The sequence below is a fragment of the Spiribacter pallidus genome (assembly GCF_040838495.1).
Taxonomy (GTDB): Bacteria; Pseudomonadota; Gammaproteobacteria; order Nitrococcales; family Nitrococcaceae; genus Spiribacter; species Spiribacter pallidus.
Map to the genome: position 1 here is coordinate 456,725 of NZ_JBAKFM010000001.1, position 20,359 is coordinate 477,083.

The window sequence follows — 20,359 nt, forward strand, 5'->3', positions numbered from 1 at the left end:
TCTATCCGTTACCGCCATGACCCACCGCCGCCGCGATGCGATCGAGCATCGGCTGGAGTTCGTCATGTCGCAGTTTCATTGATGCTTTGTTGACCACAAGCCGCGAGCTGATATCCGCGATATGCTCGAGCGGCGCCAGGCCATTGGCCCGCAGCGTGTTACCGGTATCCACCAGATCAACGATAAAGTCGGCAAGCCCCACCAACGGGGCCAGTTCCATCGATCCGTACAGCTTGATCAGATCGACCTGACGGCCCTGGGCGGCAAAATGGCGCCGGGTGATATTGACGAACTTGGTGGCCACGCTGACCCGTTGGCCATCCAGCCGGGCGTCCGCCGGGCCTGCGACCATCAAACGGCAACGCGCAATGCCCAGGTCGAGGGGCTCGTAGAGCCCGTGACCGCCCTGCTCCATGAGCACGTCCTTGCCCGCCACCCCCAGGTCGGCACCGCCGTGGGCCACATAGGTCGGCACATCGGTGGCGCGCACGATGATCAGGCGCACCCGCTCGTCACTGGTCGGCAGCACTAGGTTGCGGCTGCTGGATGGATCCTCCAACGGCTCGATGCCCAACGGTTTGAGCAATGGCAGTGTCTGCTCGAGGATCCGGCCCTTGGAAAGCGCCAGGGTAATCTGCTCAGGCCGACTCACGGGTGGTCTCCCCGGGTACTCGACGAATGTCGGCACCCAGTTGCGCAAGCTTTTCTTCGATGCATTCGTAACCACGGTCGATGTGGTAGATCCGATCGACCACGGTATCTCCCTCACTGACCAGGCCGGCGAGGACCAGACTGGCCGAGGCGCGCAGGTCGGTTGCCATGACCGGCGCCCCGGTCAGGCGGGCCACGCCGTTGCTGATCGCGGTATGCCCCTCCAGCCGGACATCCGCGCCCATGCGCTGGATCTCCTGGACATGCATGAAACGGTTTTCAAAGACCGTTTCAGTGACCATGCCAACACCCTCGGCGACGGCGTTCATGGCACAGATCTGGGCCTGCATGTCCGTCGGGTAGGCCGGATAGGGGGCGGTGCGGACCTGCACCGCCCGCGGCCGGGCGCCGTGCATGTCCAGACTGATCCAGTCCTCGCCCACATCCACCTCGGCGCCCCCCTCACGCAGCTTGGCGAGCACCGAATCCAGCAGATGGGGAGCGGTGTTCTTCAACCGCACCCGCCCGCCGGTCATGGCCGCAGCAATCAGGAAAGTGCCGGTCTCGATGCGATCGGGCAACACGTCGTAGCGCGCCCCCTCGAGGCGCTCGACGCCGTCGATGGTCAGGGTGTCGGTGCCTGCCCCGGCGATGCGCGCCCCCATGGCATTCAGGCAGTTGGCCAGATCCACCACCTCAGGCTCGCGGGCGGCGTTTTCGATGACGGTCCGTCCTTCGGCCAGGGTGGCGGCCATCATCAGGTTTTCGGTACCGGTCACCGTGACCAGATCCATGACCAATCGCGCGCCTTTCAGCCGCTGGCAGCGTGCCCGGATGTAGCCGCCCTCGACGCTGATCTCTGCACCGAGGGCCCGCAGCCCCTCGACGTGCAGATTGACCGGTCGGGTGCCGATGGCGCAGCCACCCGGCAGCGAGACATCCGCCTCGCCGTAGCGCGCGAGCAGCGGGCCGAGCACCAGGATGGAGGCGCGCATGGTCTTGACCAGCTCATAGGGCGCATGACAGTTGCTGATGCTGCGGGGGTCGATCTCGACGCGCATGCGCTCATCCACGGTCAACTGCACGCCCATGCGGCCGAGCAACTCCATGGTCGTGGTGATGTCGTGCAAATCAGGGATGTTGCCGATCACCGATGGCGTATCCCCCAGAAGGGTCGCCGCCATGATCGGCAGCGCGGCGTTCTTGGCGCCCGAAATCCGGATATCGCCATCGAGGGTCCGCCCCCCGCGGATGAGCAATCTTTCCACGCGATCAGCCCTGCTCGGCCGCGGCCTGGGCCGGTGTCAGGGTCCGCATCGAAATGGCATGCAACACATCACTGTCGATATGCGATTGCAGCAGATCGTAGACCATCCGGTGGCGTCGCAGCAGGGGCAACCCCTCGAAGTCGGCGCTGACGATTCGCGCCTGAAAGTGCCGACCGTCGCCGGCGACCTCGACATCCGCATCCCGAAGCCCCGCCTGCAGCAGGGCCCGTATGGCATCGGGTTCCATCATTTGGCTGTTGCCCCCGTCGTGATTCCCTCAATCCCCAATAGTCTATCAACCCCACCAATGGCCGCGAGCCGTCGCAATGAATCCGGCGCATGCTCGATCTGCAACGCGCCGCCGATCGCCTGCTGCCGCCAACGCCAGTCCAGCAGCATGGCCACCGCCGCGCTGTCCACGGCGCTCACCCCGGTGAGCTCCAGCCGCAACGTGCGGGCATCGATGGGCAGCGCGTCATACAGCCGCACGACGTCGTCGCTTCTCAGACTGCCGTGGATCATCAGCGTCCCGCCACCGTTGTCTTCAAGCCGACCGCCCGCTCGGGTGTCATCGGCCATGCCTATTCACCCTCGCCCGACTGGTTGTAGAGAAACTGCCCGACGATATCCTCGAGCACCAGCGCCGAGCGGGTGAGCGTGATCTCGTCGCCCTCTGCCAGGGCATCCGGCATCCCGCCGGGCTCGAGCGAGACGTACTGCTCGCCGAGCAGCCCGGATGTGCGAATGCTCGCCGCGGTGTCGCTGGGCAGATCGTCATAGCGCTGGTCGATGGTCAGGGCGACACGGGCTTCAAAGCGCTGGGCATCCAGGGTGATGGCACTTACCCGGCCGATCTGGACGCCCCCCATCCGCACCGGTGCCCGCTCGCGCAGCCCGCCCACGTTCTGAAAATAGGCCTCGACGGTGTAGCCCTCGGACTGCTGGAACGCGGTGATATTGCTCACCTGCATCGCCAGGACAAACAGGGCCGCCAGGCCCGCGGCGACAAAGGCGCCAACGGCAAGTTCCATGCTGCGTGCATTATCCAACGGCTGATCCTCCGTTAATCGAACATCAGGGCGGTGAGCACAAAGTCGAGCCCCAATACCACCAGTGATGTCACCACTACGGTCCGGGTCGTGGCCCGACTCACGCCCCGCGAGGTGGGCTGGCAGTCGTAGCCGTTGAAAACCGCAATCCAACCGGCGGCGACGCCAAAAAGCATGCTCTTGATAAGACCATTGAGCACATCATCCTCGAAACTGACCTGGGCCTGCATCTGCGACCAGAACGCGCCGCCGTCGACACCCAACAGACTGGTACCGACCAGATAGGCGCCCACGATGCCCAGCAGTGTAAAAATCATCGCCAGCAACGGCAGTGCCAGCAGTGCCGCCACAAGCCGGGGGGCAACCACCCGCCGCTCCGGGTCCACTGCCATCATCTCCATGCCGGCGAGCTGCTCGGTGGCTTTCATCAGCCCGATCTCGGCGGTCAGCGCCGATCCGGCCCGCCCGGCGAACAGCAGCGCGGTGACCACCGGGCCGAGCTCGCGGGTCAGTGACAGCGCGACCAACACCCCCAGCGACTGCTCCGCGCCAAAATCCACCAGCGTGTAGTAACCCTGCAGGCCCAGCACCATGCCCACGAAAAGCCCCGAGACGATGATGATCACCAAAGTGAGCACACCCACCGAGTAGAGTTCGCGAAGCAACAGACCGGGCCGGTGGATCAGCTCGCCACTGCCGCGCACGACACGCAGCAAAAACAGGACCGCCCGACCAAGGGTTGTGGTGGCGCTCAGGGTGCCGGCACCAAGCTGCCGCAGCCGGACGATCATGACGCCCCGCCTCCAAAGTCCTCGCTCAGCGACGGCGCCGGATAGTGGAACGGGACCGGCCCATCGGCCAGCCCCCCCAGAAACTGCTGCACCCACTCCGATCCCCGGCGCCGCAATTCATCGGGGGTACCAACACCCATTACCTGTCCCTGCGAGATCACATAGACCCGGTCGGCGATTTCGAGGGTCTCCTCGACATCATGGGAGACGACAATGCTGGTCAGGCCAAGCGCATCATTGAGCTGGCGGATCAGCTTCATCAATGCACCCATCGAGATGGGATCCTGACCGGCGAAGGGTTCGTCGTAGAGGATCAGCTCCGGATCAAGCGCCAGCGCGCGCGCCAGCGAGACCCGACGGGCCATGCCGCCGGAGAGCTCGGCGGGGTAGAGCCCCCGGGCCCCCCGAAGCCCAACGGCCTCGAGCTTCATCAATACAATGTGGCGGATCAGCGGCTCGGGGAGCGCGGTGTGCTCGCGCAGCGGGAAAGCCACGTTGTCAAAGCAATCCAGGTCGGTAAACAGCGCCCCGCTTTGGAACAACACGCCCATCCGCCGGCGCAGCGCATAGAGTGACCGCCGCCCCAGGCTGCCCACGGGTTCACCGATGACCTGCACGCTGCCGCTGTGGGCGCGCAACTGGCCCCCGATGAGTCGCAACAAGGTGGTCTTGCCGGTGCCGCTCGGCCCCATGACGGCAACAACCTCGCCACGATGTACGCTCAGATCGATGCCATCGAAAACCCACCGTCCACCGCGCCGGAATCTCAGATCACTGATTTCCACCAGCGGCGGTGCGGCCGGGATCGGCTGTGGTTCGGGCATGGAGCAAGGTTGACCGGTTGCAAGGATTGGATGGCGCGAGTATCCGCCAAGGCAGGGGGGCGGTCAAATACGGTATGTTGCTGCCTTTGTGGATGATTCGGGATCCTGCTGGATGGAGTTTCTGCTACCCGCGATCGTGATCGTGACCGGGTTTGTTGCCCTTGCCTGGAGCGCCGACCGGTTTGTCGCCGGTGCCTCGGCGGTGGCCCGTCAGCTGGGTGTCTCCCCGGTGCTCATCGGGCTGACGGTGGTGGGGATTGGCACCTCTTTGCCGGAGATGCTGGTCTCCACCATTGCGGCGCTGGATGGCACACCCGGCGTGGCGCTGGGCAATGCGCTGGGCTCGAACATCGCCAATGTGGGGCTGATCCTCGGGATAACGGCCCTGGTCATGCCGATTGCGATGCGCTCGGCGGTGCTGCGGCGCGAGTATCCATTGTTGTTGGGGGTGGTCGGGCTGACTGCGCTGTTACTGGCGGATGCCCGCATCACTCGGGTCGACGGGCTGGTGCTGCTCGCGGCGATGGCCGGGGTACTGATCTGGATGGGCCGGACCGCCCGCCGGGCCGACGACGACGCCGACATCATGACCCGGGAGATCCGGCAGGCCTTGCCGGCGCCCATGCCATTGCGGCAGGCCGTGGTGTGGCTGGTTGTCGGGCTTGTGGTGCTGCTGATCAGCGCCCGGCTTCTGGTCATCAGCGCCGTGGCGCTGGCCCAGGCGCTGGGGGTCAGCGACCTGGTGATCGGGCTGACCATCGTGGCGGTGGGCACCAGTCTGCCCGAGCTGGCCGCGGCGATCAGCAGTGTCCGGCGGGGTGAGGATGATCTCGCCATCGGCAATATCCTGGGCTCGAATATCTTCAACTTACTGGCCGTTCTGGGGATCGCCGGCGCCATTGCACCCTTCGCCACCGATGGCGCGAGCCTGGCCCGGGACTACGCCATCATGAGCGGCTTTATGGTCGCCATTGTGGCGATGGGTTATGGTCCCGGGCGGTGGGGCCATCTGGACCGGGGCGAGGGGGCCATCCTGTTGGCCGCGTTTATCGCCTATCAGGTCATGCTTTTTCTGGGTGGTTCGTGAGTGAGACGGACATGCTGACTGACAAGGACTTCTGCCGACTGGGCCAGGCGGTGATCGACACCGAAGCGAGCGCGGTCGCGGCACTCAAATCACGCATCAATGCGGCCTTTGCCACCGCTTGTCGCCTGATCCTCGCCTGCAGCGGCCGGGTGGTGGTGCTGGGCATGGGCAAGTCCGGGCATATCGGTGGCAAGATTGCCGCGACGCTCGCCAGCACCGGCACGCCGGCGTTTTTCGTCCACCCCGGCGAGGCGAGCCACGGCGATCTGGGCATGATGACCGCCGACGATGTCGTCGTTGCTTTGTCCAACTCGGGTGAGACCGCCGAGATCAATCAATTGCTTCCGGTGATCAAGCGCCGCTCGCTGGGCTTGATTGCCCTGACCGGCAATCCGTCATCGACGCTCGCCCGGGCCGCCGATGCGCATCTGGAGACCGGGGTCGATCGTGAGGCCTGCCCCCTCGGCCTTGCACCGACCGCCAGCACCACCGCCAGCCTGGCCATGGGTGATGCGCTGGCCATCGCCCTTCTCGATGCCCGCGGCTTTACCGCCGAGGATTTCGCCCACTCCCACCCCGGCGGCCGGCTGGGCCGACGGCTGTTGCTGCGCATCGATGATCTGATGCACCAGGGTGATGCCATCCCACGCGTCACCGCCGATACGCCGCTCTCCGAAACCCTCGTCGAGATGAGTCGCAAAGGGCTGGGGATGACGGCGGTGACCGGCCCGGAGGGTGAGGTCATCGGTATTTTCACCGATGGCGACCTGCGTCGGGCGCTGGATAAAGCAGTGGATGTCCATACGACCACGGCCGAAGCGGTCATGACCGCGGCACCGCGGTGCATCCGCCGCGGCCTGCTGGCCGCCGAGGCCCTCGCCACCATGGAGCGCGACCGGATCAATGCTTTGTTGGTGGTGGATGAGCACGCCCGCCTTGTCGGGGCGTTGAACATGCACGACCTCCTGCGGGCGGGGGTGGTGTGAGACATTCGCCATGGTTGCGCCCCGAGCCTGGCCACTGGGCGGGTCTTCTGGCGGTTTTTGCCATTGCTGCGATCGCCCTCTGGCAATGGCAGGATCGCCCGTCGCCGGCCCCCGCCCGGGCACCGGACAGCGACCAGCTCGAGGCCTATGCCCGCGAAGTCCGGCTGCAGGCCAGCGACGAGAACGGAGCGGTCACCTGGCAGGTCGAGGCACCCACAGCGCGATACTTCGAGCGCCCCGCGCGCTGGGCGCTGGATACCCCGCGCTGGGTACTGGCAACCGCCGATGGCCCACCCTGGCGTGGGCGGTCACGGCTCGCCCGCAGCATGCTCGATACCGACCGGGTGGAAGTCATTGGCGATGTCATCATGCAGCGGATGCAACCAGCCGGGGTGACCCGGCTGGAGACGGCATACCTCAAGGTGCGCCCTGGCCGGTCCCAGGCCCGCACGCCGGCGGCGGTGTCGCTGCACGGCCCCGGGTATGATGTCGATGCGATCGGGGCCCGGCTGTGGCTGGATGAGGAAAGACTGGAGTTGCTCGATGATGTGGCAGGTCACTACCAACCCGCACGCTAGGCTGTCCCGATGGCGGGCGGGTTGGCTGATTCCGGGACTCGCGATGCTGCTCATTGCAGCCGCGAGCCCTGCCCAGCAACCCGTGCCCATCGATCTCAGCGCCGATCGCGCCGAAATCAATGACCAGCAGGGCACCGGGGTCTATCGGGGCAACGTCGTACTCATCCGCGGGCAGACCCGCTTGACCGGCTCGGTGATGCGCACCTTCACCGACGAGGCGCGACGGCTGCAGCGCGTCGAGATCGAGGGCTCGCCGGCGCGCTACCGCGCGTTGCAGCCAGAGGGGCCACCGCGCCGGGCCGAAGCCCCCCGGATGGAGTACTATGCCGCCGCACCGGAGCGGCTTGTGCTGCTCGGCGGCGGCCGCGTCTGGGAGGGCGAGAACTCGGTGACCGGCGAGGTCATCACCCATTACCCGGACAGCCAGCGCACCGTCGCCGACGGCGAAGACCAGGGACGGGTCAAGGTCCGCGTATTCCCTGAGGCGGGGGCGTCGCAATGAGCACCGGCCAACTCCAGGCCCATGGCCTGTGCAAGCGCTATCGGGGACGCAGCGTGGTCGACGATGTCTCCATTGGGCTGCGCAACGGTGAGATCGTTGGCCTGCTCGGCCCCAACGGCGCCGGCAAGACCACCAGCTTTTACATGATGGTCGGCCTGGTGCGGCCGGACCGGGGCCGAATCCACCTCGACGGACGGGACATCACCCGGGCGGCGATGCACGAGCGCGCCCGTGCCGGTGTCGGCTATCTGCCCCAGGAGGCCTCGGTGTTCCGGCGGTTATCCGTGCGCGACAACCTGCTGGCCGTGCTGGAGACCCGTGCCGATCTCAGCCGGGCCCGACAGCACGAACAGGCCGATTCGCTGATGGCCGAGTTCGGCGTCGGCCACCTGGCCGACCAGTCCGGGGTTAGCCTCTCCGGCGGTGAGCGACGGCGCGTCGAGATCGCCCGGGCGCTGGCCGCGGAACCACGCTTTATCCTGCTGGATGAACCCTTCGCCGGTGTGGACCCGATCTCGGTGGGGGATATCAAGGCGATCGTCCGTCACCTCTCCGAACGTGGGATCGGCGTGCTGATCACCGATCACAACGTCCGCGAGACCCTGGCGCTGGTGGACCGGGCCACCATCCTCAATGAAGGACAGGTCATCGTCGAAGGCGATGCCACTACGATTCTTGCCGACGAACAGGTCCGGGCAGTCTATCTGGGCGAAGACTTCACGCTGTAGTGGTGGCGATCAACGGCGCGCTGACGTTAGTCTGATCAGGCAATCGGATTCGGGAAGACGATGAAACACGCCCTTCAGCTTCGCACAAGTCAGCAGCTGGCCATGACGCCCCAGCTCCAGCAGGCGATCCGGCTTCTGCAGCTGCCGGCAGCGGAGCTCAACCTCGAAATCCGCGAGGCGCTCGAATCCAACATGATGCTCGAGCTCGAGGACGAGAGCGATGGCGATCCCGCTCCGTCCGAGGCGACGACGTCCGAGCCCGCGGTCACCGACCCCTCCGAGATGCCACTGGGGAGCAACGCCACCGATGCCGCGCGACTGGGCGAATCGCTGCCCGTGGACGAACGCTGGGACGAGCCCGTCACCTCGGCCGCGGTCAACGCCACCGAACCGACCGGCGGCCCCGATCCTCTGGAGAATCGCGCTGGCGACGAGCGCACTCTGCAGGCCCACCTTGACTGGCAGCTCGCCATTTCCAAGCTCAGCGCCCGGGATCGGCAGATCGCCGACACTCTGGTGGATGCCATCGACGAGCGCGGCCATCTGAGCGAACCACTCGAGTCGCTTCAACAGACCCTGGCCAGCGAGCTGCAGGCGGATGTCGACGAGGTCCGCGCGGTGCTCGCCTTCATCCAGCACCTGGATCCGGTGGGCATCGGGGCACAGGATGCCACCGAGGCACTGACCATTCAGGTGGACGCACTGCCGGCCGACACCCCGGGCCGGGAAGCCGCCCGGCGGGTGATCCAACAAGGGCTCGGCTGGCTAGCCGAGGGGCAGTATTGCACGCTAGAGAAACGCCTGGGGCTGGACGAGGCCGCTCTCGAGCAGGCCATCACGCTGATCCAGCAACTCGACCCCCACCCGGGCTCGGCGTTCTCGCAGCCCCGCACCGAGTACATCGTGCCGGACTGCTTCGTCCGACGGGTCAACGGCCGCTGGGAGGTCGAGATCAACCCCGAGGCCTCACCGGCACTGCGGGTGAACAGCTACTACGCAAGCCTGGTCCGACGGGGCGACAGCAGCGCCGATAACAGCCTGCTTCGACAGCACCTGCAAGAAGCGCGATGGCTGATCAAAAGCCTGCGTTCGCGGGCCGACACACTACAGCGGGTGGCGCAGACCATCGTCGAGCGTCAGCAAGCCTTCCTCGAGCAGGGCGAAGAGGCCATGCAGCCGCTGGTGCTGCGCGACGTGGCCGAGGCGGTGGAGATGCACGAATCGACCATCTCCCGCATCACCACCCACAAGTACATGCACACCCCCATGGGCACGCTCGAGTTCAAGCACTTCTTCTCCAGTCATGTCCCGACCGCCGATGGCGGCGAGTGCTCGGCGACGGCGATTCGTGCGCGGATACGCCGCCTGGTCGCGGCGGAAGACCCGACGCGGCCGCTGAGCGACGCACGTTTGACACAGACCCTGCAGGACGAGGGTATCCACGTTGCCCGGCGTACCGTTGCGAAATACCGCGAGGTCATGGGCATCGCTTCATCCACCGATCGCCGGCGACCGGCGCGACCCCAAAAGGAGAAATCATGAAAATCGATATCACCGGACAACATCTGGATATCACCGATGCGCTGCGGGGCTATGTGGAGGAAAAATTCCAGCGCCTCGAGCGGCATTTCGACAATGTCGTGGATGCCCATGTCATGCTCCGGGTCGAGAAAAACCGCCACCAGGCCGAAGCCACGCTGGCGCTCAGTGGTGCCCGTCTGTTTGCCGAAGCCACCGAGGACGAAATGTACGCCGCCATCGATGCGCTGATCGACAAACTCGACCGCCAGGTGGTTAAGCACAAGGAAAAGCGCAGCGACCACCACCGCGAAGACGGCCGGTTGGGCCCCAACCTGGAGTCGTGATCGACATGTCTGACCTCGAGCGAACCCCGTGGTGACCCCCGAGGGCTCGCCCCGGCGGCTGATTATCGTCAGTGGACTGTCCGGCTCGGGCAAGAGTGTCGCCCTGGCAACGCTCGAGGACAGCGGATTCTATTGCATCGACAACCTGCCGGTTGCCCTGCTCGAGGCCTTTGGCGGGCATATCGCGGCGACCGGCGGCGAGATGCAGTACGCCGTCGGCATCGATGCCCGCAACCGGCTCGAGGCCCTCGAGCGGATCCCGGATATCCTCGAGGGCCTGGGGCAACAGGGCCTGGCCGCGGAGATCGTCTTCCTTGATGCCGAAGACGCCACGCTGCTGAAACGCTTCTCCGAGACCCGCCGGCGTCATCCGCTGAGCAATGGCGACACCCCGCTGGCCGAAGCCATCATCGGCGAGCGCAAACTGCTCATGCCGGTGCAGGCGCGCGCCGACATGACCATCAACACCACCCATACCACGCTGCACGAGCTAAGGACGCTGATCCGTGATCGGCTCACCCACACGCCCACGCAGTTGTCGGTGCAGCTCATGTCGTTCGGCTACAAGCACGGTACCCCGACGGATGCCGACTTCGTCTTTGACAGCCGCTGCCTGCCCAATCCGCACTGGCAGCCCGAGCTGCGGCCGCACACCGGAAGGGACGAGCCAGTGCGTCGATTTCTCGCCGAAAGCCCGCTCGTTGAGCGATACAGTCGGCAACTCGCCGAGTTCATGGATGACTGGCTGCCGGTTTTCGAGCGTGAGAACCGCAGCTACCTCACCGTGGCAGTGGGCTGTACCGGTGGCCAGCACCGCTCGGTCTACCTCATCGAGGCCCTCGCCAACCACCTGCGACGGACGGATCTGACCGTCACCATCCGGCATCGGGAATTGCCTTGATGCCCGGACTGCCGGATCATCTCCCGGTATCCGTCGGGCGGGGTGATGCATGAGCGACGAGCGCGAACAAAAACAGGGTCGGGTTGCGGACACCGTCTCCGGTCTGCTCCAGGGCGGCACCGTCCCGGAGGCCCGGCGCATGCTCAACGCCCTCCACCCGGCAGAAATCGCCGATCTGCTCGAATCATTTCCGGTGGCCGAGCGCAAGCTGCTCTGGGAGCTGGTCGAGGAAGAAAACGGCGGTGAAGTGCTGTTGCAGGTCAATGACGAGGTCCGCAGCGGGCTGATCGAAGAGATGGATGAGGCCGAACTGCTGGCCGCCACCTCGGGCATGGACGTGGACGATCTGGCCGACTTCATGCAGGACCTGCCCAAGACACTGACCGGCGCCATTCTTCGGTCGATGGATAATCAAAACCGCCAGCGGCTCGAGGCGGTGCTCGCCTACCCCGAGGACAGCGCCGGCGGGCTGATGAATACCGACACGGTCACCGTCCGGCCCGATCTCAGCCTGGATGTGGTGATGCGCTATCTGCGCATGCGTGGCAGTGTCCCCGAACTCACCGATCACCTGTTCGTGGTCAGCCGCTTCGATCACTTCCTTGGCGTACTCAGGGTCAGCGACCTACTGACCCGCGATCCGGCCAGTCCGGTGGCCGATGTGCTGGATACCGAAGCGGTCGCCATTGCCGCGGACAAACCCGCCCGCGAGGTGGCCAAGATGTTCGAGGACCGTGACCTGATCTCGGCACCGGTGCTCGACGAGCGGGGCCGCTTGATTGGCCGCATCACCGTTGACGATGTGGTGGATGTCATCCGCGATGAAGCAGAGCGCTCGATCCTGACCATGGCCGGGCTCGGCGATGAAGCCGATCTATTTGCCCCGATCTGGTCAAGCACCCGGCGACGGGCGCTGTGGCTTGGCATCAATCTGCTGACCGCGCTGCTCGCCGCCTATGTCATTGGCCTTTTCGAGGGCACCATTCAGCAGGTGGTCGCACTGGCGGTCTTAATGCCGGTCGTCGCCAGCATGGGGGGCATCGCCGGAACCCAGACCCTGACCCTGGTGACCCGCGCCCTGGCACTGGGACAGGTCGCCTCTCGCAACACCCGGGCCCTTCTGGTCAAGGAGCTGGGCATCGGCATCCTTAACGGGTTGATGTGGGCGGCCATCCTGGCGGGCATCGCCGTTATCTGGTTTGGCGAGCCGGCCATCGGTGCCATCATCGCCGCGGCCATGGTCATCAACCTGTTCGTCGCCGGTCTCTCGGGGGTGGGGGTGCCGCTGATGCTCAAAAGACTGGGCGTGGACCCGGCGCTGGCCGGGGGCGTTGTCCTGACCACCGTCACCGATGTGGTCGGCTTCATGGCCTTCCTGGGGCTGGCCACCATTTTCCTTATCTGAACTACCCCTTACGGGGTAGTCCGTCCGACCTTACAAAACCCTACTGAATCGATCCCCGCCTGACGCCATAACAACTTACCATCCCCGTGACCCGATGTTCCGTGGAACGGAATGACGGGCGAGCAATATCCTGCAACTGCACACATCGCCCCATAACACCGAGGTAGACCATGGAAAGGAACACGCCTTATACATCCATCGAATCATCCCGGCTGGCCAATCAGACCAGCCCCCTCGCCGCCGGCGAACAACCCGCCAGCCGCGATCTGCCGGTCAGCCTTCTGCTCGGAGACGCCTCCATCCAGAACCGGCTGCTCGGGCAATATCTGCTCGACTACGGGATCTGCCGCTCCCATATGGGCGCACCGTCCCAACTCGGTGCCCTGCTCCAGTGTGAGCGTCCGGCACTGATCATCCTTGATATCCGCAGCGCCGATCGGGGCGTGGCGACCATCCTCGAGGATCATGCCGGTGCAGCCACCGGCGCCGCCGGTCTGCCGCCAACCATCCTGATCAATCTGCCCGCCAGCGTGGATGCCGAGCAGTTTCTCGCCCGACGCGAAATCGTTGGGGCCTTCCACGATAATGAGCCGTTCGAAAACCTGCTGAGCAAGATCCGTCAACTGCTCGCACCAGGCGAGGCCGCGGGACGCCGGCGCCAGCGCGAGGCGCCCGTCGAGGCACTGACCCGCAAGGAGATGACGGTACTGCAGGCGCTCGCCCAGGGACTGAGCAACGACCATATCGCCGACAAACTCTCGGTCAGCCCCCATACGGTGAAGACCCATCTGTATAACGCCTATCGCAAGATCGGCTGCACCAATCGCGTCGCCGCGGCGATGTGGGCACAGCGCAGCCTCCGGCCCAAGCGCCTGTGATGAGACGGCGGCGGTGCTGTGCGCTGCTGGCCGGCGCGGGGTTGGTGGGTCTGTGGCCGCTGTGGCAGGCCATCGGCCAGGGAAGGCAGGCCGATGGCCTGGAAGACCCGACCCCCCTCGAGGCTCCACCGCCCCGTGAGGGTGGCCTGGAAAACGATGGCCTCAACAACATGGTCATCCAGCGCACGGTCACCGCCCTGGGTGATCGCTTCTACGATGCCTTCGCCAATCACTGGCGCAATCAGTCCGTGATCGCCCGCGGCGTGATCGGCGTTGAGGAGTCGCCGTGGATGAGCGAAGGCACCGAAATCATCATCCGGTTTCGTCGCGAGGTGATCTACCGCATCCGCGTGTGGCCCCGTAACCCCGGCCCGGAGGAGCGGGCCGCCACCGCGGTGCGCGAGGTCAGTCGCATCATCGATCGCTACCAGACGCGACTGCGCCCGGCGCCGGATTGACCGCCCACGAGGAGATTTGGCTATGAAAACCGCATTGGCAATCAGCGGCCTTCTGGCCGTTGTATCGCTCGCCCAGGCCGAGCTGACCTATCGCCCCGCCCAGGGCAATGACCCGGGACTTTTATCCCAGCGCTTTCAGCGGGCCACCGTCGAGGACACCAGCCGCAGTCCCATGGCCGCGGCCCGACGGCCGGCGCGCACATCGATCGAGCGTTTCGAAGAGGAGCTGCAGGAAGCCTTGCTCAGGGATGTCTCGCGGGCGACGACCAGCAACCTGGGGCTGCTGGATGACGAGGGCCAATTGATCGAGTTCGACGGGACACGACTTTTGCAGATCGGTGACTTTGAGCTTCGCTTCACCGAGACCGACGGCGAGCTGACCATTTTTGCCCGGGATGCCGGCAGCAGCGAATTCACACAGATCAACATCAACAATCAGGAGTGATGACGATGCGCAGGCTCATGATTGCGGCCGCCGTGATCCTTTTGTCGGGCTGCACCACGCTGCAGGCGGACAAGGCGCCGGACTGGGCAAACATGGAGCGGCCCGGCCTCGACGTGGTCACCGCCACCGAGCGGGATCTGCTTAACCTGCCACCGCCGGCGGGGGTGATCCCGGCGGCGGTGTACGGTTTTCGGGACCTCACCGGACAGTATCGAGAGTCTCCTAACAGCAACCTCTCCACCGCGGTCAGCCAGGGCGGCGGCAGCATGCTGATCGAGGCGCTGCTGCAATCCGGCTGGTTCCAGCCGGTGGAGCGCGAGGGGCTTCAGGATCTCCTTACCGAGCGCCGTGTCGCGCGTCAGCTCCGTAACGATATGCCGGGGCTGGTGGACGCCCGGATCATCCTCGAAGGGGGAATCACCGGCTATGACCGTAATCTTGCAACCGGTGGTTTCGGTGCCAGCTACTTCGGACTCGCCGGCAGCGAGACCTACATCATTGACCGGGTGACAGTGAGTCTGCGGGCGGTCAACGTCACCAATGGCCAGGTCCTCTCGGCGGTGACGACCACCAAGACCATCTACTCGTACGAACTCGCGGGCGGCCTGTTCCGGTTCGTGCGCAATCAGCGCCTGCTGGAGGTCGAGGGCGGCTATACCTACAACGAGCCGCGATTCCTGGCCACGCAGGATGCCATCCGGGCGGCCGTGATCCATTTGATCGTACGCGGAGTCGGACAGAACCACTGGCGTCCGGCCAGCGATGAGGCCTGGGATACACCGCTCATCCAGTCCTACCGGCGGGCCGCCGACGACCGACAGCGGTCAGCGCAAAATTCCTGACCCGCCCCGGCGTTTTACGCCGCATTCCGTATTCAGACCACCCCCCGGGCCGCCTAGGCTGGAGATGTCCCCCACCGCTCGGTGGGGGACATGAACCACACAGCATTCCAGACAGGAGTTTGTCATGAAGACATCACTGAAGACTCTCTCGGCACTGTCGCTGGCCGTTCTACTGGGTAGCGGTGCGGCGATCGCGCAGGAGCATGGCGGCAATGGCCACGGTGACAACGGCCATGGCGGCATGGGGCCAGGCTATGGCCAGGGTGGCTATGGCGAGAACATGGCCACCATTGACCAGAGCGGCACCCGTCATGATGCCAGCATCGAGCAGGATGGCCGCGAGCTGATGGCCAGCATCGAGCAGTCGGGCTACATGCAGGAGGCCGACATCGAGCAGCGCGGCCGCGGTGGCTCGACGGTCATCGAACAGACCGGTGGCTGGAACGAGGTCAATGTCGACCGGCGTGGCCGCAACGGGACCATCACCATCACCCAGGAGGACTGGGAAAACACCGCCGATATCCGCCAGCGCGGTCGCAATGGCAGCATCGAGGTGACCCAGGAGGACTGGTCCAACTATGCCAACATCGACCAGCGGGGTCGGGGTAACGAGCTCGCGCTGTACCAGTCCGGCTGGGGCGACAACGCGGCATGGCTCGAGCAGCGCGGCCGCGACAACGTCATGGATGTGGCCCAGGACGACGCCTGGCAGTCCGAGGTGTATGTCGACCAGCGGGGCCGCGAAAACATGGCCATGGTCGAGCAGACCGGCGCTTACCACGAAGCCAGCGTGACCCAGCGTGACCGCGGCAATATCGCCATGGTCGCCCAGAGCGGCGTCGGTCATGACGCTTCCATCAACCAGTCCGCCCGCTAGGACGGGTTCGGCCGGGCCCATCCAGCGGATGGGCCCGCGCCCGGTCGCCCGGCACACGAGGCCTACCATGTCATTCAAGCACTCTCCCTATGCCGCCCTTGCCCGCGGACTGGCCATGGGCTTTTGGCTGCTGCTACCGCTGCTGCCGGCAGGCCCTGCGCATGCCAGCGAAAAGGATCCGGTCGAAGCCTGGGTCACCATCACCCGCGAGGCCGGGCAGCTTGTCGTGCGCGGCCACGCCGCAGCCGCTGTCCCCACCCGTGCCACCGGCGTTTTGACCATTGCGGCCCATCACACCGCAGGCACGACCAGAACCCGCCAGTCCATCGATATGCGGCTCGACCCGAGCCCCAGGGTGATCGCCCGCCTGAAACTGAGCGTCCCGGAAGCCGCCCGCATTGAGGCGGCCCTTGTGGTGCAGCCACTGAATGGGCAGCCGATTCACGTCCGACAGCAACATCCGCTCCACCACATATGGGTGCATCAACCCGTCCCCCGATCAACGGAGGGTTATCGCCATGTCTGAATCAACCACCCCGCACCGGACTCGCCATCGGCGCCTGAGAGAGATCCTGTTGATGGCGATGCTCGCGCTGCCGGCATCCCTGTCCGCCGCGCCCCTCGACGACACGCTGAGTGCGCGGGGGGATCTTGCCCCCATCGAGATCGTCACCCATGCCGGTGACGCCTTTGCGAATCGAGCGGCCATTGACCAGACCGGTGTCCACCATGACGCGGCCATCACCCAGCGCGGTGAGGATAACGAGGCCCTCATCCGGCAGCGTGGCCTCGGCCACGAGGCCGATATATTGCAGATCGGTGCAGGTAATCGGGCGCGCATCGACCAGTTCGGCTGGCACCCGCAGCGCGCAGCGATTGAACAGCGCGGAGACGAAAATGACACCTTGATCCGACAGGGCCCGGGCACCCGCACCGGTGTGGATGTCCTCCAGCATGGCGACGGGCTGCGATTAAAGGTCGAAGTGGGGCGCTAACAGCGCCCCGGTTCATCTGCCGCTTTGAGTCGTCAAAAGTGCCAGCGCACCGAGCCGGTGACCGCCTCAAAATCGAAATCCGGTTCGCTTAGGTAGCGCATCAAGTCCACCGATACCGACCAGTCATCGGCGATCCGATAGGCCGCCCCGGCGCCAAACGCGACCCCCGAGGCCGAAGGTGCCTCATCGGTACCGGCAATGGTAAAGGGGCGCAGCACCATGCGCACTGAGGCAAAGCCCAAAAGCGCATAGAGATCGGCTCGCGGATTGACCGGCCGGTTGAGTCTCACCAAAGCGCTATCGACCGAATCGAGCTCCACCGTCCGGTCGTTGCCCGAGTCTTCCTCACCCATCCAGCCAAAATGCGCCTCAAAGCCAAGGTGGTCGTTGAGCATGACGCCGGCCATCAACCGGCCGCCGCGCGCCCCCTCCGACTCACCGGCACCCTCGTACTGCCAGGGCATCAACCCGCCGCCAATATAGGCATCTTCGATTAACTGCGCCTCCGAAACGGCCGACACACCCAGCGCGGTGGCAAGCACGAGCGCCTGCAGCTTTCCATTTTCCAGCATGGCTTCCTTCCGTGGTTGGTGGTTATCCACGGTTAGGACCGGACTGCCCCGGGGGAGTGCCGTTTTACGTCGCCGATTCCATCGAAGTGCCGAGAAGCATTGGAAGTAAGTGGCAAAGATATGGTGGCTACGGGTGGATTCGAACCACCGACCCCATCATTATGAGTGATGTGCTCTAACCAGCTGAGCTACGTAGCCATGCGCAGGGGAGGCAGAAGTATCCAGAGCCGCGGGGTGGCTGTCAAATAGCCCTGCCCCGCGACTAGACGTTGAACCGGAAGTGACAGACGTCCGCTTCCTGCATGACGTAATCCTTCCCTTCGAGGCGCATCAGCCCCCGCTCCTTGGCCGCTTGCTCACTGCCGGCGTCGAGGTAGTCGTCATAGCCGATCACCTCGGCGCGAATGAAGCCGCGCTCGAAATCGGTATGGATACGCCCCGCCGCCTGGGGCGCTGTGGCCCCGCGACTGACCGTCCAGGCGCGCACCTCTTTGCGGCCGGCGGTAAAAAAGGTCAGCAGATCAAGCAGCTGATAGCCGCGGCGGATGAGACGGTTCAATCCCGGCTCCTCCAGCTCGTAGGCGCTGAGCATCTCGTCGAGCTCGGCCTCGTCGAGCTGCGAGAGTTCCGCCTCGATGCCGGCGCACAGGGCCACCACCAGCGCGTTCTCTCTGGCCGCCAGCGACTCGACCGCGGCAAGATGCGGATTATCCTCAAACCCGTCCTCATCGACATTGGCGACATAGAGCACCGGTTTGGCGGTCAGCAGATGCAGCTCGCGCACCACCTCAGCCGCCGCCTCTGACAGCGTCTGGGCCCGCACCGGAATGCCCTCGTCCAGCGCCCCGGCCATGGCTCGCAGGGCGTCACGGGCCGCGATCGCCGCCTTGTCGCCGGATTTGCTGCGCTTTTCGTAGCGCTCCACCGCCCGCTCGACAGCATCCAGATCGGCCAGAAGCAGCTCGGTATTGATGGTCTCGATATCGCCCAGCGGGTCGACCCGGCCTTCGACATGGTGGACGTCGTCGCTTTCAAAGCAACGCACCACATGGGCGATGGCATCGGTCTCGCGGATATTGGCCAGAAACTGATTACCCAGCCCTTCCCCACGCGAGGCGCCGGCCACCAGACCGGCAATGTCAACGAACTCCATGGTGGTGGGCACCGTATTCTCGGGCTTGACCAGTGAGGCGAGCTTTGCCAAACGGGTGTCCGGCACGGGAACAATCCCCACATTGGGGTCGATCGTGCAGAACGGGTAGTTCTCGGCGGGAATCTCGTTGCGGGTCAGGGCGTTGAAGAGCGTGGACTTGCCCACGTTGGGCAGCCCGACAATGCCGCATTTAAATCCCATCAGTCGCCTCGCGGTTGTGTATGCAGAAGTTGCTGGGCGCGATCCCAGTCCCCACTGGCAAGCGCCGGTAAAAGGCCCAGCAGTTCATCGATGCCCGCATCGATGGCGGCCCGCTCGGCCTTCGATGGCCCGTTGAGCACATAGCGGATCACCTCGCGACTCGCCCCCGGGTGCCCCACGCCAATCCGGATCCGGGCAAAATCCCGACTGCCCAGCGCCGCGATGATGTCGCGAAGCCCATTATGCCCGCCGTGGCCGCCGCCACGCTTGAGCCGGACCGACCCCGCCGGCAGATCGATCTCATCATGTACCACCAGAATGGCGCCCGGGTCGATCCGGTGAAACCGGGCACAGGCGGAGACCGCCCGGCCGCTGTGATTTATATAGGTAGTCGGGCAGAGCAGGTGAACATCGACGCCCTCACGGCGCCAGCGGGCCGTTTTGCCATGACATTTGCGATCGGCCGATAACCCAAGACCCTCGCGGTCAGCCAGGGCCTCAACCAGCCAGAAACCGGCATTGTGACGGGTGGCGGCGTAATTGGGCCCGGGATTGCCCAGGCCCACGATCAGGTGGAACGGCGTTGCCATCTCGCGTGCACCGCCGCCCAGGGCCTAGCCCTCGTCGCCGGCCGCCTCCTCGCCACCGGCTTCGCCCCCTTCGGCCGCCTCGCCACCTTCGGCGGCTTCATCCGACTCTTCCACCGCCTTGCGGGGCGCATTGATGCTGACCAGTACCGGGTCGTGATCGGTCTCGGGGTCGAGCCCCGGAAAGACAACGCCCTCGGGTGGCGTGATGTCCGACAGATGCAGCGATGCACCCAGTTCCAGCTCGGCGATATCCACATCAATGGCCGTGGGCAGGTCTTCGGGCATGCATTCGACCTCGACCTCGATGAGGTCGTGATGAACGACCCCGCCGCCGAGCTTGACCCCGACCGCATCCTCCTGATTGAGGAAATGCAGCGGCACGCTCTGGCGCATCTTCTCGCCCGCCTTGATCCGCAGCAGATCCATATGGCTAACCAGCGGTTTGAAGGGGTGACGCTGCAGGTCCTTGAGGATCGCCTTTTCAGCGCGCTTGCCCTTGACCTTGACATCGAGGATCTGCGAAAAGAAGGCCTCTTCGCGCATCAGGCGCAGCACCTGCTCTTCGTCAAAAGCCAGACTGACCGGCTTTTTGCCGGCGCCATAGAGGATGCCGGGAATCTGCTTCGCACGACGCAGGCGGCGGCTCGCACCCTTGCCCTGGTCCTCGCGAGGCAGTGCATCCAGTTTCAGTTCCACACTCATTTGCAATCGTT

Annotated in this window: 27 protein-coding genes and 1 tRNA gene; 16 read left to right on the forward strand and 12 right to left on the reverse strand. The window is 65.1% G+C overall.

The window, feature by feature from the left end; genetic code table 11:
* Position 1: 1 nt before the first annotated feature.
* Genes hisG through V6X73_RS02260 form a run of 7 tightly spaced genes read right to left on the reverse strand, consistent with a single transcriptional unit; the run spans position 2 to position 4,583 of the window.
* Positions 2-652 carry an ATP phosphoribosyltransferase gene (gene hisG / locus V6X73_RS02230; RefSeq protein ID WP_367957946.1) on the reverse strand — a complete coding sequence of 217 codons (651 nt, stop codon included), beginning with the start codon at positions 650-652 and terminating at the stop codon, positions 2-4.
* Complete coding sequence (gene murA / locus V6X73_RS02235; protein ID WP_367957945.1) at positions 639-1,919, reverse strand: UDP-N-acetylglucosamine 1-carboxyvinyltransferase; 1,281 nt, start codon at positions 1,917-1,919, stop codon at positions 639-641. The genes hisG and murA overlap by 14 nt, the downstream gene beginning before the upstream one ends.
* Positions 1,920-1,923: 4 nt before the next feature.
* Entirely contained in the window at positions 1,924-2,169 is a 246-nt protein-coding gene (locus V6X73_RS02240) for a BolA family protein (RefSeq protein ID WP_367957944.1), read from the reverse strand.
* Positions 2,166-2,498: an STAS domain-containing protein gene (locus V6X73_RS02245; protein ID WP_367957943.1), complete on the reverse strand. Its 333-nt coding sequence runs from the start codon at positions 2,496-2,498 to the stop codon at positions 2,166-2,168. The genes V6X73_RS02240 and V6X73_RS02245 overlap by 4 nt, the downstream gene beginning before the upstream one ends.
* 2 nt (positions 2,499-2,500) lie before the next feature.
* Positions 2,501-2,950: an outer membrane lipid asymmetry maintenance protein MlaD gene (gene mlaD, locus V6X73_RS02250; RefSeq protein WP_367957942.1), complete on the reverse strand. Its 450-nt coding sequence runs from the start codon at positions 2,948-2,950 to the stop codon at positions 2,501-2,503.
* 32 nt (positions 2,951-2,982) lie between these two features.
* On the reverse strand, positions 2,983-3,759 hold the full coding sequence (gene mlaE / locus V6X73_RS02255; protein ID WP_367957941.1) for a lipid asymmetry maintenance ABC transporter permease subunit MlaE: 777 nt from the start codon (positions 3,757-3,759) through the stop codon (positions 2,983-2,985).
* The gene (locus V6X73_RS02260) at positions 3,756-4,583 is read right to left on the reverse strand and encodes an ABC transporter ATP-binding protein (protein ID WP_367957940.1); all 828 of its coding nucleotides are present in this window, start codon (positions 4,581-4,583) and stop codon (positions 3,756-3,758) included. Before V6X73_RS02260 ends, mlaE begins: the two co-directional genes overlap by 4 nt.
* Before the next feature lie 112 nt (positions 4,584-4,695).
* Between V6X73_RS02260 and V6X73_RS02265 the strand changes: the two genes are divergently transcribed.
* The 16 genes from V6X73_RS02265 (at position 4,696) to V6X73_RS02340 (ending at position 17,130) form a co-directional block, all read left to right on the forward strand.
* Positions 4,696-5,670, forward strand: coding sequence for a calcium/sodium antiporter (locus V6X73_RS02265; RefSeq protein ID WP_367957939.1), 975 nt, complete (start codon positions 4,696-4,698; stop codon positions 5,668-5,670).
* An 11-nt stretch (positions 5,671-5,681) separates the two neighbouring features.
* Positions 5,682-6,656: a KpsF/GutQ family sugar-phosphate isomerase gene (locus V6X73_RS02270; protein ID WP_367957938.1), complete on the forward strand. Its 975-nt coding sequence runs from the start codon at positions 5,682-5,684 to the stop codon at positions 6,654-6,656.
* Positions 6,653-7,234 (forward strand): LPS export ABC transporter periplasmic protein LptC, encoded by a 582-nt coding sequence (lptC, locus tag V6X73_RS02275; RefSeq protein WP_367957937.1) that lies wholly within the window; start codon positions 6,653-6,655, stop codon positions 7,232-7,234. The genes V6X73_RS02270 and lptC overlap by 4 nt, the downstream gene beginning before the upstream one ends.
* Before the next feature lie 43 nt (positions 7,235-7,277).
* Positions 7,278-7,736: a lipopolysaccharide transport periplasmic protein LptA gene (lptA, locus tag V6X73_RS02280; RefSeq protein ID WP_367957936.1), complete on the forward strand. Its 459-nt coding sequence runs from the start codon at positions 7,278-7,280 to the stop codon at positions 7,734-7,736.
* Entirely contained in the window at positions 7,733-8,464 is a 732-nt protein-coding gene (lptB, locus tag V6X73_RS02285) for an LPS export ABC transporter ATP-binding protein (RefSeq protein WP_367957935.1), read from the forward strand. Before lptA ends, lptB begins: the two co-directional genes overlap by 4 nt.
* Positions 8,465-8,524: 60 nt before the next feature.
* Complete coding sequence (locus tag V6X73_RS02290; protein ID WP_367957934.1) at positions 8,525-10,006, forward strand: RNA polymerase factor sigma-54; 1,482 nt, start codon at positions 8,525-8,527, stop codon at positions 10,004-10,006.
* Positions 10,003-10,329, forward strand: a complete 327-nt coding sequence (hpf, locus tag V6X73_RS02295; protein WP_367957933.1) for a ribosome hibernation-promoting factor, HPF/YfiA family — start codon at positions 10,003-10,005, stop codon at positions 10,327-10,329. Before V6X73_RS02290 ends, hpf begins: the two co-directional genes overlap by 4 nt.
* Before the next feature lie 28 nt (positions 10,330-10,357).
* Complete coding sequence (rapZ, locus tag V6X73_RS02300; protein WP_367957932.1) at positions 10,358-11,230, forward strand: RNase adapter RapZ; 873 nt, start codon at positions 10,358-10,360, stop codon at positions 11,228-11,230.
* Between the two features lie 49 nt (positions 11,231-11,279).
* Positions 11,280-12,635, forward strand: a complete 1,356-nt coding sequence (mgtE, locus tag V6X73_RS02305) for a magnesium transporter (RefSeq protein WP_367957931.1) — start codon at positions 11,280-11,282, stop codon at positions 12,633-12,635.
* Between the two features lie 170 nt (positions 12,636-12,805).
* Positions 12,806-13,513: a helix-turn-helix transcriptional regulator gene (locus V6X73_RS02310; protein WP_367957930.1), complete on the forward strand. Its 708-nt coding sequence runs from the start codon at positions 12,806-12,808 to the stop codon at positions 13,511-13,513.
* On the forward strand, positions 13,513-13,971 hold the full coding sequence (locus V6X73_RS02315) for a CsgE family curli-type amyloid fiber assembly protein (RefSeq protein WP_367957929.1): 459 nt from the start codon (positions 13,513-13,515) through the stop codon (positions 13,969-13,971). The genes V6X73_RS02310 and V6X73_RS02315 overlap by 1 nt, the downstream gene beginning before the upstream one ends.
* Positions 13,972-13,993: 22 nt before the next feature.
* On the forward strand, positions 13,994-14,416 hold the full coding sequence (locus tag V6X73_RS02320) for a curli assembly protein CsgF (protein ID WP_367957928.1): 423 nt from the start codon (positions 13,994-13,996) through the stop codon (positions 14,414-14,416).
* A 5-nt stretch (positions 14,417-14,421) separates the two neighbouring features.
* Positions 14,422-15,258, forward strand: coding sequence for a CsgG/HfaB family protein (locus V6X73_RS02325; protein WP_367957927.1), 837 nt, complete (start codon positions 14,422-14,424; stop codon positions 15,256-15,258).
* Positions 15,259-15,382: 124 nt separating this feature from the next.
* A complete protein-coding gene (locus tag V6X73_RS02330) occupies positions 15,383-16,135 on the forward strand; it encodes a hypothetical protein (protein WP_367957926.1) in 753 nt (250 codons plus the stop codon).
* A 67-nt stretch (positions 16,136-16,202) separates the two neighbouring features.
* A complete protein-coding gene (locus tag V6X73_RS02335; protein WP_367957925.1) occupies positions 16,203-16,661 on the forward strand; it encodes a hypothetical protein in 459 nt (152 codons plus the stop codon).
* Between the two features lie 58 nt (positions 16,662-16,719).
* On the forward strand, positions 16,720-17,130 hold the full coding sequence (locus V6X73_RS02340) for a hypothetical protein (RefSeq protein WP_367981228.1): 411 nt from the start codon (positions 16,720-16,722) through the stop codon (positions 17,128-17,130).
* Between the two features lie 32 nt (positions 17,131-17,162).
* Here V6X73_RS02340 and V6X73_RS02345 read toward each other — a convergent pair whose 3' ends face one another.
* The 5 genes from V6X73_RS02345 to V6X73_RS02365 form a co-directional block, all read right to left on the reverse strand.
* On the reverse strand, positions 17,163-17,702 hold the full coding sequence (locus V6X73_RS02345) for a porin family protein (RefSeq protein WP_367957923.1): 540 nt from the start codon (positions 17,700-17,702) through the stop codon (positions 17,163-17,165).
* A 121-nt stretch (positions 17,703-17,823) separates the two neighbouring features.
* Positions 17,824-17,900 (reverse strand) — tRNA-Met (locus V6X73_RS02350).
* 64 nt (positions 17,901-17,964) lie between these two features.
* Positions 17,965-19,056, reverse strand: a complete 1,092-nt coding sequence (gene ychF / locus V6X73_RS02355) for a redox-regulated ATPase YchF (RefSeq protein ID WP_367957922.1) — start codon at positions 19,054-19,056, stop codon at positions 17,965-17,967.
* Entirely contained in the window at positions 19,056-19,646 is a 591-nt protein-coding gene (gene pth, locus V6X73_RS02360) for an aminoacyl-tRNA hydrolase (RefSeq protein WP_367957921.1), read from the reverse strand. The genes ychF and pth overlap by 1 nt, the downstream gene beginning before the upstream one ends.
* Before the next feature lie 24 nt (positions 19,647-19,670).
* Positions 19,671-20,348, reverse strand: coding sequence for a 50S ribosomal protein L25/general stress protein Ctc (locus tag V6X73_RS02365; protein ID WP_367957920.1), 678 nt, complete (start codon positions 20,346-20,348; stop codon positions 19,671-19,673).
* Between the last annotated feature and the right edge of the window lie 11 nt (positions 20,349-20,359).